General features: G+C 64.2%; 7 protein-coding genes and 1 tRNA gene. 2 read left to right on the plus strand and 6 right to left on the minus strand.

Annotated elements, in window-relative coordinates; translation table 11 throughout:
* Nucleotides 1-612 precede the first annotated feature (612 nt).
* The 3 genes from ACTX90_RS11415 to ACTX90_RS11425 form a co-directional block, all read right to left on the minus strand.
* A tRNA-Met gene (locus ACTX90_RS11415) sits at nucleotides 613-686 on the minus strand.
* A gap of 64 nt (nucleotides 687-750) precedes the next feature.
* Nucleotides 751-3,795 (minus strand): UPF0182 family membrane protein, encoded by a 3,045-nt coding sequence (locus tag ACTX90_RS11420; RefSeq protein WP_120989208.1) that lies wholly within the window; start codon nucleotides 3,793-3,795, stop codon nucleotides 751-753.
* 128 nt (nucleotides 3,796-3,923) lie between these two features.
* Complete coding sequence (locus ACTX90_RS11425; RefSeq protein WP_120989207.1) at nucleotides 3,924-5,039, minus strand: YlbL family protein; 1,116 nt, start codon at nucleotides 5,037-5,039, stop codon at nucleotides 3,924-3,926.
* 177 nt (nucleotides 5,040-5,216) lie between these two features.
* Between ACTX90_RS11425 and ACTX90_RS11430 the strand changes: the two genes are divergently transcribed.
* A complete protein-coding gene (locus ACTX90_RS11430; RefSeq protein ID WP_047119534.1) occupies nucleotides 5,217-6,659 on the plus strand; it encodes a zinc-dependent metalloprotease in 1,443 nt (480 codons plus the stop codon).
* A 107-nt stretch (nucleotides 6,660-6,766) separates the two neighbouring features.
* Here the strand turns inward: ACTX90_RS11430 and ACTX90_RS11435 are convergent, their stop codons facing one another.
* From ACTX90_RS11435 to nudC, 3 genes are all read right to left on the minus strand, one after another.
* The gene (locus tag ACTX90_RS11435) at nucleotides 6,767-7,378 is read right to left on the minus strand and encodes a M48 metallopeptidase family protein (protein ID WP_443442099.1); all 612 of its coding nucleotides are present in this window, start codon (nucleotides 7,376-7,378) and stop codon (nucleotides 6,767-6,769) included.
* Nucleotides 7,379-7,499: 121 nt separating this feature from the next.
* Nucleotides 7,500-9,623, minus strand: a complete 2,124-nt coding sequence (locus tag ACTX90_RS11440; protein ID WP_047119536.1) for an ATP-dependent DNA helicase UvrD2 — start codon at nucleotides 9,621-9,623, stop codon at nucleotides 7,500-7,502.
* On the minus strand, nucleotides 9,623-10,477 hold the full coding sequence (gene nudC, locus ACTX90_RS11445; protein WP_052772419.1) for an NAD(+) diphosphatase: 855 nt from the start codon (nucleotides 10,475-10,477) through the stop codon (nucleotides 9,623-9,625). The genes ACTX90_RS11440 and nudC overlap by 1 nt, the downstream gene beginning before the upstream one ends.
* A gap of 228 nt (nucleotides 10,478-10,705) precedes the next feature.
* Here nudC and ACTX90_RS11450 point away from each other — a divergent pair, with 228 nt between their 5' ends.
* A complete protein-coding gene (locus ACTX90_RS11450) occupies nucleotides 10,706-12,058 on the plus strand; it encodes a phosphotransferase (RefSeq protein WP_443442100.1) in 1,353 nt (450 codons plus the stop codon).

The following is a 12,058-nucleotide window of genomic DNA, read 5'->3' on the forward strand; positions in this document are numbered from 1 at the left end:
CGAAACCGTATGGCAAGGGCCGCTGTTGACAGAAGTCCTCGAAAAGGCCTCAGGGCAACTGTGAGCAGGACGTCGGGGCGCATTCCTCTGGTGGGCCTGATCACCCCTACGCCTCCGACCCCCTGACGCTGCTCCTTCGCCCTGCAGAACGGCGCCGGGGAGCCTCACGGCCGCCTCCGCACCCCGTAGCGCGCAGTCGGCCAAAGGCTGCGCTTGTGCGCTGCCAGTAAGTGATACCGCTACTCCCCTGCATTCCGGATGGAATTCATTGCGGAGTTCTTCCAGCTAGCCTCGGCCGCTCAATGGCTCGGCGGATAACAGCGTCTTACGTGGGAAATGAGCAGGGCGCGATTCGCGGTATGGATTGATTTGCTGAACCTTGCGCAGACTACTGAAAGCCGAAGCCGCATTGAACCCGATCCTAACCCGCCCGCCCTGGAGATGCACCGGGCCGGAAGACTGCGCTCCATTGGTATTGAGCTGCGCGAAACGCCCCGAGCACGGCCACCGGCACCTCGGAAAAATCCGCCTCCTTGACGTGGGCATCGCGCGAACCCACCGCTCGGAAATGCAAAAAGACGGAAGCTTACGCTTCCGTCTTTTTGGCTTTCGTGGCGGGGAGAGGATTTGAACCTCTGACCTCCGGGTTATGAGCCCGGCGAGCTACCGAACTGCTCCACCCCGCGATGACTAGTCAATTATTGCATCATCGCGGAGTGAAACGCAAATCGGGCATTCGTGCCAACTGGATTAACCGTTGTTCCCGTCGGTAGGGGCAGGCGATTCAGTTCCCTGTTCGCTGCCCTGTTCCGGGGCCGGGGTCTCGGATTTCTCCGGCGTTCCGTTGATAGCTGCATCGGCCTCGATGGCCTTCTGCAGTGCGGCTTCCAGATCCTTCTGCGACTTGCCGTAGGCGGCGAAGTCGTTCTTGGCCAAGGCTTCTTGTCCGGCCTTGATCGCAGCGTTCGCGGCGTTCAGAGCATCAGAGAGCTTCTGGGCGTCGGTCTGCGTCGGCTTCGATCCATTGTCGCCGTCACTCGGCTTCTCACCAGGCTTGGCGCCGGTTTCACCGGTCACAGCGCCCGAGTCGCCACCGAACACCTGGTCAAGTGCTTCGGCAAGCGTATCGGCGAAGCCGACCTGGTCACCGAAGGCCACCAGCACCTTGCGCAGCGTCGGGTAACTCGTGGCACCCGAGGACTGAACGTAGACCGGCTGCACGTAGAGGATACCGCCGCCAACAGGCAGCGACAGCAGGTTGCCGTTCTTGACTTCCGAGGCACCCTGGCGAAGCAGGTTGAGCTCCTGGGTCACCTTGGTGTTCGTGTCGAAGTTCTGCTGGGCCTGGCCCGGACCCGGCACTGCCGTGTCCGTCGGAAGTTCCAGCAGCCTGAGCTTGCCATAGTCCTCGGCCTTGACGCCCGCCTTGGTTCCAGCATCCGCATTGGCTGCGAGGAAGCCGAACATCACGTTGCGCTGCTGGCCGCTGGCCGAGCTGGCCGGGATGAACGTCGAAGTCAGCGAGAACGATGCCTCGTCCTGCGTTGGCATCTTCAGCGACATGTAGAACGGAGGCTGCTTGACCTTTGTGTTCGCGGTCGTCGGGTCGTCCGGGACGGCCCAGGCATCGTTGGCCTCGTAGAAGGTTCCGGGATCGTCAACGTGGTAGGTCGAAAGGACCTCGCGCTGCACCTTGAACATGTCCTCCGGATAGCGAACATGCTCCATCAGTTCCGCAGACATGTCCGACATCGGGCTGATGGTGTTCGGGAAGACGCTCTGCCAGGACTTCAACAGCGGATCCTCGTCATCCCAGGCGTACAGCTTCACCGAGCCGTCGTAGGCGTCAACCGTGGCCTTGACCGAGTTGCGCAGGTAGTTCACGCGTCCGTTGAGCGCATCGATGTCCTGGGCGTTGGTCAGGGAATCCGTGACCGCGGAGGACAGCTGCTGCTGCTGGGAGTACGGGAAGTTGTTCGACGTGGTGTAGCCGTCGATGATCCACTGCACGCGACCGTCGACGATCGCCGGGTAGGCGTTCGAATCCAAGGTCAGGTACGGTGCGACCTTGCTGACGCGCTCACGCGGATCGCGGTCGTAGAGGATCTGCGAATCGGCGTTAACGTCCTGCGAAAGCAACAGGTCGGTAGAGGCGAACTTCAGCGAGTAGACGATGCGATTGAACATGTTGCCCACGTTCGGTCCGCCGTCGCCGGTGAAGGTGTAGCGGGTGTCTTGGGAGTCGCCGCTGGTGCTCGGGCGGTCCAGCTCGCGGTCGTCCCAGCCCTCGTCCGGGCCGCCGACGATCGAGTACTGCGGCGAGTTCTCGCCGAAGTAGATGCGGGGCTCGTAGTCCTTGTCGCTGGCCAGGGTGCCGCTGGTCGGGATGCCGCCGAGCATGAAGTCCGGGCGGCCGCCGGCCGCGACGCGGTTGCCGTAGGCGGCCACCAGGCCGTAGCCGTGGGTGTAGGAGATGTGCTGGTTGACCCAGGTGTCGGTCGGCGAAACGTTCACTTCGCGGGCCGCAATCACGGTGTCCTCCACTTTGCCGTCGACCTTGTAGCGGTCCACGTTCAGGGTGTCGGCGAAGGTGTAGTAGCCGCGGAACTGCTGCAGCTGCGCGAAGGCGGCGGACACCAGGTTCGGATCCAGCAGGCGGATATTCGCGGTGGTCGCGGTTTCCTCGGCCAGCGCGTTCTTCTCGGTGGTAACGGTCGCGTCGTACTGGGTGACCTCGATGTCGTCCAGGCCGTAGGCCTGTCGGGTCATCTCGATGTTGCGCTCGATGTACGGGCTTTCCAGCGCACGCTGGGAAGGCACGACCTGGAACTGCTGCACCATGTACGGGTAGACGCCGCTGGCGACGATCATGGTGATCACCAGCATGGCGGTGCCGATCAGCGGCAGGCGCCAGCGGCCGGTGATGGCGGCGATCACGAAGGTAATGGCAATCAGCACGGCGACGATCGCCAGGATCATCTGGGCCGGGATCACCGCATGCACGTCGCGGTACAGTGCACCGGCCACGCGGCCGGACTGGTCGGTCAGGGTTTCGTACTGCCCGATCCAGAAGTTCACGGCTTGCAGCAGCAGGAAGACCGCCACCACGATCGCGGTGTGCACACGCGCGGCCTTGCCGATGGTGATGCCGCCGCGTTCCTCAACGCGGATGCCGCCGTACAGGTAGTGGGTCAGCAGACCGGCCACACCGCTGAGCAGGACTACCGAGATCAGGAATCCGTTGAGCAGCGCGATGAACGGCAGCGAGAACATGAAGAAGGACAGATCCATGTTGAACTGTGGATCGGTGCTGCCCCACGGGGTGCGGTTGAGGAACAGCAGGATGGTCTTCCACTGGCCGGCGACAGCCACGGCGGCGAAGATGCCGACCACCAGCGGGATGCCGATCATCAGGAAACGGCGCACCGGCTCCAGCTGGCTCTGGTAGCGCGACATCGAGTCTGCGCGCCCGCCGTCCGGCGCGTACACCGGACGGTGCTTGTAGGCGCTGCGCATGGAGAACCACATCGGGACGGCCATGAGGAGCAGGGCGATCAGGAAGATCACCATCTTGGCGATGCGTTCGGTCCAATAGACCTCGGAGTAGCCCAGCTGATTGAACCACAGGATATCTGCGTAGAAATTGGACAGGAAAACGAACACCGCGACCAGGATGACCACCGCGAAGATGGTCAGAGTCAGCGGCGACACCTTCTTGCCCGAGGGCCTGGACGGTTGCTGCGGTTGGCGGGGCCGCGGTGGGCCCCCGGACGGTGTATCCGATCCGTATGACACTATTTATTCCTTACCTTGTGTCCCAGACGCTGCTTTCACGTCAGAACTCATGTACCTAATCCACGTGCGAGCGATACGCACCAGTCTTGCTGCCTACACCACATTCTTCCCGTGATGCGCAGCTAAATCTATTCGCAGGTCGCCATGCTGGCCGGATCTGCGCCGCCGGCGACCTTTTCAAGGACTTCGCGAGCTTCGTGCAACGTCGATACCTTGACAACATCTAAGCCGTCGGGAACTCGCCCGACGACTTCCGAGCAGTTCTCCGCCGGGGCCAGGAACACCGTCGCCCCTTCTTTCTTGGCGGAGACCATTTTCTGGGCGATGCCGCCGATGGGACCGACGTTGCCGGCCTGGTCGATGCTTCCCGTTCCGGAAATATGGTGGTCCCCGGCCAGGGATCCCTCGGTGAGCCGGTCGATGATCGCCAAGGCGAACATCATGCCGGCACTGGGGCCGCCGATGTTCTCGACTCCGAACTTCACGTCGATCGGGAAATCATGGGTGGTGTTCAGCAGCACGCCCAGCTGCCGGTTGCCCGTGTCCCCCAGCGTCGTGGAAACTTCAACGTCCATCTGCCTGGCATTGTCCTTGCCGCCGGGGCGCTGGATGGTCATCGTCGCCGGCGCCTCGCCGTGCTTGTCCAGGTCAGCCTTCAGCTGCTCAAGCGACGTGATGTCCTTGCCCTCGAACTTCAGCAGCCGGTCCCCTTCCTTGAGGACCGACTGGTTCGTCTCGGTGGCGAAGCCTGCAACATCCAGCCACGTCTTGAAGTCGTAGCCCAGCTCGGTCAGCGCAGCGGCCACCGACTGGTCCTGCGAGGAAACCATCTGCATGTCGTTCTGCTCAGACTGCTCATCGGTAGTCACGCCGCGCGGGATGACGGTTTCCTCGGGGGCGATGTCTTTCGTCGGGTTGAACAGCGCCTCAAGCACCACCGGGATGGTCACCCGGTTGGTGCCGCCGCCCTGGACGAACACCGTGAGCATGTCCAGTGTGCTTTCGGACTCATAGGACTTGGCGCCCTCGATGGTGATCAGTTCGGTGCCGTCGACTTCGCCAAGGGTGTTGAGCACCGGCCCCGGCGAGCGGATCACGAAGTTCGTGGGCAGGAACATCATCACGCCGATGAGCAGCAGGGCTACCATTCCGGCGCTGGTGCGTCGCACTCCCGGGGAACCCTTGCCAGGCGCGCCGGTGGGAGCCGGGTCGCTGGCTGAAATGACTGGTTCCTGTTCGTACACGTACCCTGCTCCTGACCGAAGTTTGATGCAGCAATGCCAAGAATGGCAAGGCTACTGTTAACCCTACTGAAGCGATGCTGTGAAATTCATGAGGAAGCGTGCATAATCTATGTGCCGAAAGCGAACTGGGGCCGTTCCGACTGCGAACTCCCAGCCGCAGGCGGTAGCTTTAAGTACATGGCACAGAACCCCCCGAACAACCGCCCCGACGGTAACGACGACGAAAACAACCCGCAGGATCCGTTCTCTGCGATGTTTGGTCAGCTCTTCGGCAGCGGATTCGACCCAAACAATCTTCCACCTCAGTTGAGGGACGCGCTGGGAGCCCAGGGCGACCCTGCGGCAATGCAGAAAATGATGCAGCAGGCGCAAGCCATGATGTCAGCCATGATGAGCAGCAATGCCTCATCCGGTCCGGTGAACTGGAAACTCGCCTCGGACACTGCCCTGCAGGCCTATGCCAGCGACGACCCCGAGGTGTCGGTCGCACGCCAGAGCGCGATCACCGATGCCTCCTACTTGGCAGACCTCTGGCTGAACAACGCCACCGCCTTCGAGACGGGTTCCGCCCCGATCGAGTCCTGGACCCGCAAGCGCTGGTACGACAAGACGCTGGGCACCTGGAAGAAGATCACCGAGCCGGTGGCGGAATCCGTGGCGCAGGCGATCACCAGCGCCATGAAGGACCAGATCCCCGAGGAGATGAAGGGCATGCTCGGCAACGCCGACGGCATGTTCCGCAACCTCGGCGCCAGCATGTTCGGCATGCAGCTCGGCTCCGCTCTGGGCGAGCTGGCCAAGGACGTGCTCGGCGGCACCGATATCGGCCTGCCGCTGGCCGGCACCACCCCGGGCATCGTGGCAACCAATGTCGCCGCGTTCGGCGACGGCTTGGAAATTCCAGAGCAGGAAGTGCTGCTCTACGCAGTGCTGCGCGAAAGCGCCCACGCCCGGTTGTTCAACCGCGTGCCCTGGCTGAGCTCCAAGCTCATCGGCGCAGTGGAGTCCTACGCCCGCGGCATCCACATCGACATGTCGCGTATCGAAGAAGCCGTTCGCGGCATCGACCCGTCGAACCCCGAGGCCCTGCAGTCCATGCTCGGCGAGGGTCTGTTCACCCCGCAGCGAACCCAGGCCCAGGACAAGGCCCTGGAAAACCTGGAGCTCACCTTGGCCCTGATCGAAGGCTGGGTCGACCATGTAGTCTCCGAAGCGGCCCAGAACCTGCCGTTCGCAGGCCACCTGCGCGAGACCATGCGCCGCCGCCGCGCTTCGGGCGGCCCGGCAGAGTCCACGTTCGCCGCACTGGTCGGCTTGGAGCTGCGCCCGCGCAAGCTGCGCGAGGCAGCCGCCTTGTGGGAGCACCTGTTCGAGGAACGCGGCATCGAAGGACGCGACGCGATCTGGGACCATCCTGACCTGATGCCTACCCAGACGGACCTGAGCGATCCCGCCGGATTCACCAAGCGCCGCGAAGAGGCAGCTGATGAATTCGACGAGTTCGACGTGGCCTTGGGCAAGCTGCTCGACGGCGAATTCGACGGCATCGACCCGCTCGCCGAGGCGCCGAAGGACGAGAAGGACAAGAACGACGAAGATCCGCAGGATCCCAAGGCATAACCGCCTGGCGGACACCAGCTGACAGGTGCGGGCACCGAACTTCCCGGTTCGGTGCCCGCACTCTTTTTAGTGAGCCCCGGATTCGACGGGCGATCGTGCGGGAACGACTATTCGTCCTCGTCGCCGTCGAATCCCCCGGCCTCGGCTGCGCCCTGCCCGTTTTCTGCTGCGTGTGCCCGGAACCCTGCGCTGAATCCTGCCAGGAACTGGTCCGCCTCGGCGCGGCGCTCGAACCTGTCCAGCAGCGCCTGGAACTTGGCCCCGTGCCCGTCCTTGGGCGCCATCAGGTGCGCGAGTTCGTGCACCAGCACGTAGTCCTGCACCCACTGCGGGGTGTGCAGCAGCTTCGAGGACAGCCGAATTGTCTTTTGATACACGCTGGCCGAACCCCAGCGCTTGTTCTGGTTGTTTACCCAGCGCACCGAGACGGGCTGGGCCAAGCCGCCGAAATAGCGCCGATCCAGCTGCTCAGCCCGGGCTTCGAGACTCGCATCGCTGGTGGCTTCGGCCCGCTGCACACGATTCCGGCGATATTTCTTGACCATCTCATCGACCAGCATCTGTTCGGAGCGTTCATCCAGCGCCGCAGGCACCTGGACGACAAGACGGTCCTCCCTCCACTGGGACGAGATCGTCCTCCGTCGTTTGGCCGAACGCACGATGCGCACCGGAATCTCGTCCGGGGCGAGGAAGTCCACGGTTTTTGGCAAGGCTGGCATGGGTGCGTTCCCTTCAGAGCTGGGGCAGGAAACCGGGGCCCGGAATCGGGCCCCGGACTGCGGTTCAGGACAGGCTGCGGGTATCACGGCTGCGCCGTCGCCGGCGCGGGCTGTGCAGAGCCTAGCCGAGGTGGTCGGAGAGCACTTCCAGCACTGCCTGGCCGTAGCGCTCCAGCTTGGTGCGGCCCACGCCGGAGATCTTGCCCAGCGCCTGCTCGGAGGTCGGCCGGTGCTCGGAGATCGCCATCAGCGTCGCATCGGTGAAGATCACGAAGGCGGGAACCGAGTTCGTGCTGGCGACCTGCGAGCGCCACGCCCGAAGCGCTTCGAAGAGGGCTTCGTCGTAGGTGGCCGGGCACGAGGAGCAGCGCTTGAGCTTGCGCTCCTTGGCGCTGGTGAGGAATGAACCGCAGGTGCTGCACACCGCCGGGGTCACTTTCTGCTCGCGGCGCTTGACCGGGGCCTGCTGCCGGCTGCTGGCCTGGCGGACCGACTTGATGCCGTCCAGGAACCTCGACGGGTAGCGGTGGGCCCGGCCGCCGGGGGTCCGGGCCAGCGACCAGGACAGGTACAAGCGGATCCGTGCACGGGTGATGCCGACATACAGCAACCGGCGCTCTTCGTCGTATCCGGCCTGGTCCTTGGCATAGGTGATCGGGACCAGTCCGTCGCTCAGACCGGCCAGGAACACCACGTCCCATTCCAGGCCCTTGGCGGCATGGAAGGACGCAAGCGTCACGCCGTCAAGGGTCGGTGCGTGCTGGATCGCCGCCCGTTCTTCGAGCTCCCGGACCACATCGTGCAAGGTCGCCTTCTCCCCCTGCGCCTTGCGGCCCTCGACGAGTTCATCGGCCAGGCGCACCAGGGCCGACAGGGATTCCCAGCGCTGCCGCACGGCGCCGGTGCCGCCGCTGGGCGCGTTGGCTGAATAACCGTGGGAGGAAAGCACGTCGCGGACCAGCTGTGCCACGTCGTCACCCTGCGAGACGTTCAGCGCGGCGCGCAGGGCGAGCATTCCCTCCTTGACCTCGCGGCGTGAGAAGAAGCGTTCGGCTCCGCGCATGACGTACGGAATCGAGTGGGCGGTCAGCGCCTGCTCGAAGGCCTGCGACTGCCCGTTGGTGCGGTAGAGCACCGCGATCTCTGAGATGTCCTGGCCCTGCTTGACCAGCATCTTGATCCGCTGGGCGACCTCGTCGGCTTCGTTCTCGTCGTCGGTGGCCTCGAAGAACTCGGGGGCTGGCCCGTGGTCGCGCTGGGCAATGAGTTCCAGCGGCTCCGGCCAGGTGACGGTGCGGTCGGGCACCGCGGTCTCGATGCGGCGGGTGGCAAGCACCTTGTTGGCCAGGGACACGATTTCAGGGGTGGAACGGTAGTCGCGCACGAGCTTGACGACCTTGGCTTCCGGGAAGCGGGTGCCGAAGTTCAGCAGGTAGTCCGGGCGCGCTCCGGTGAAGGAGTAGATGGTCTGCGAGGCATCGCCGACCACGCACAGCTCGTCGCGCGCGCCGAGCCACAGGTCAAGCAGCCGTTGCTGCAGCGGCGAGACGTCCTGGTACTCGTCGACCACAAAGTGGCGGTATTGCAGGCGCACGCTCGCCGCGACTTTTTCGTCTTCTTCAAGGATGGCGCTGGTCAGCAGCAGCACGTCTTCGAAGTCGATGACGCTGCGGTCGTCCTTGAGTTCCTCGTAGGTCTGGAAGATCCTGGCCATGCTTACCGGGGCCAGGCCGTTGGGCATTTCGCGGCTTTCAACGATTTTGGCGTAGCTTTCCGGGGAATGCATGGACACCTTGGCCCATTCAACCTCGGCGGCCAGGTCGCGCACCATGGCCCGGTCGCTGGAGATGCGCAACCTGCGCGCGGCCTCGGCGATCAGCGGAGCCTTGTGCTCCACCAGGTTCGGCAGCGTTCCGCCGATGGACTGGGGCCAGAAGTACTGCAGCTGGCGCAGCGCGGCGGCGTGGAAAGTGCGTGCCTGGACCCCGGCGGCCCCGAGCTGGCGCAGCCGGGTGCGCATCTCCGAGGCGGCGCGCGTGGTGAAGGTCAGGGCCAGCACGCTAGTCGGGTTGTAGATGCCCGAATGGACGCCGTGGGCGATGCGGTGCGTGATGGCCCGGGTTTTTCCGGTGCCGGCACCAGCCAGGATGCACAGCGGCCCGCGCAGGGTTTCGGCGGCTTGCCGCTGTTCGGCGTCGAGGCCTGCCAGCAGGTCGTGCAGTGGAGGGTTGTCGTACGAGCTCACTACTTGGATGCCTCCGGAAGGTCCTCGCCGTACCAGGACTTGATCAGTGCATGGGCGATGGACGCACCGCGGGGAATCTGCAAGCTGCCGGCACGTAGCTCGGCGGCAAGCTGTTCACGGGTGAACCAGCGCAGGTCCTGGATTTCAGCGCCGTCCGGGACCAGTTCGGTGCTCAGCGCTTCACCGGTGAAGCCGAGCATGAGCGAACGCGGCAGCGGCCAGGGCTGGGAGCCGCGGTAGGCCACGTCCCCCACCTGGACGCCGGATTCCTCGAAGATTTCACGCCGTACCGCGGATTCCAGCGACTCTCCGGCTTCCACGAAACCTGCCAGCACCGAGTACATGTGCGTTCGAAACGCCGCGTTGGCCCCGAGCAGGATGCGGTCCTCGGCGTCGATGATTGCGGCGATGACCGCCGGATCGGTGCGCGGGAACAGCTCATGGTCGTTCGCCATGCAGCGCTGCCCCCAGCCGAAGGTGGCCGACCGGGTTTCCGACCCGCAGCGGGGGCAGAACTTCTCGGTACGGATCCAGTTCGCGATGGCCTGGGATTCGACGAAAAGCTCGGCCTCGATGTCGTCAAGGACCGTGAATGCCTCGCGCAGGCTAATCCACTGCGCGCGTTCAATCTGCGGGTAGTGCTCCGCCTGGACGATGGCCAGCACGTAGGTGCTCGTTCCGTGGGTTCCGAGGTACACCTGGCGGTCCTGGGCCTGCGGGGTATAGTCGGGGCCGTCGAGGAACAGCAGCCCGTCGCCGGTGACGGCGGCACCGGTTTCGGAAAGCAGCATGACCCGGGTTGATGCTTCGGCAAGCGCGCGGGGCAGCTTCTCCGGATCGTCCTGTTCGGTCAAAGGTCGTTGAATCTGTGACCGGGAAAAGCTCAAACCACTAATCGGTGAACGGTAAATGTCTGCCAGCGCCATACTTCTAACCTAGTGCACTTCGAGCAGCGGGGACCGCGGCAGCAATACGCTGTGGAAATAATTGACAATGATCTTCATCGCAACACCCGAATTTCGCTGGGAAACGGCCTATCTTCCGTGCGTCATTCAACGATGCAGAAAGGAATCTCGCATACGGTGGACATTGTGAAACGCTCTGCCATGGAACTCGCCGCTATTGCCACCGCTGCTGTACCCGGGTTGTCCCCGGTGGGCTTTGCCGCGCTATCCGATGATGCAGAAGATTTCGATTCAGCTCTGCTCATCGACGCACAGAAGCACCGTTGGCGCGTGCGTTCGCCGCGCCATGACGAAGCGAGCATGAGGCTTGAAGCCGAACTGTCGGCATTGCGCGCCTTCTCCGCGAAGGTCCGCGCTACCCTGCCGTTCGCGCTGCCCAGCGTTGCCGGCACGGTGCGCCAGGGTTCGCTGCGCACCTTCGTCTACAAGGATCTCCCGGGCCGTGTCCCGAGCCTGGACGAACTGGTTGACGAGGGAAGCCGCTTGGCGACGGCCCTGGGCCAGTGCATGGCGGCGATCCACCAGATCCCGGACGAGTCTGTAGAGATCGCGGGGCTTCCGACCTACACCGCCGACGAGGTGCGCCAGCGCAAGCTCAACGAGCTGGATACAGCCGCCGCTACCGGCAAGGTCCCCAGCCGGCTGCTGCGCCGCTGGGAACACGCCATGGAAGACGTTGCACTGTGGCGCTTCAACGCGGCGGTAGTGCACGGCGATTTCGATGAAGAGCAGATACAGATTTCCCAGTCGCGCATTTCTGCGGTCAAGGGTTGGACCGACCTGCATGTGGGGGATCCCGCCGATGACTTCGCGTGGCTGTCAGCCATCGAGGACCAGAACTTCAGCGAGCGCGTATTCGCCGCCTATGTGGAGGCCCGTGGCAAGTCCACCGACCCGCACATCATGCGCCGCGCCGCGCTGGCCGCCGAGTTCGCCTTGGCCCAGTGGCTGGTCAAGTCGCTGGACAGCAAGGATGCCGAGCGCATCGCCGAAGCCGAGGAGATGCTCCAGGAGCTGGACCGGAATATCGCCGAATACGGCGGGCAGCCGCTGTCCGTCGTCGAGGCCCCGCGTCCGCTCAGCACCCCGGCACCAACCCCGGCCGCAAGCCCGGCGCAGCCGACCCCTGCAACCGAACGTCCGGTCATGGTGCCGAAGTCTTCGGCGCCGACCATCAATTCGTCGAAGGTCACCGCATTGGGTGGCAATTCTCCTGCAGCCGCTCCTGCCGTAGGGCAGGACAGCTCCGACTCGAACGGCCCGGAGTCGAGCACCCTGGACAATTCCAAGGAGCAGTCCACCGCAGCGCCTGGCCTGAAGGACGAGGGACAGAAGCCCGCCGGTGATTCCAAGACCGGCACCGCCGCGCAGGAAACAGGGAACCAGGCTGGTTCCGCGGCACCCGACGGCGCAGCTCCGGCGAAGGAATCGTCCCCCTCCGACACGGATGGAAACGACTCCGCCAAGTGA

The sequence above is a fragment of the Glutamicibacter soli genome (assembly GCF_052322135.1).
Classification (GTDB): Bacteria; Actinomycetota; Actinomycetes; order Actinomycetales; family Micrococcaceae; genus Glutamicibacter; species Glutamicibacter soli.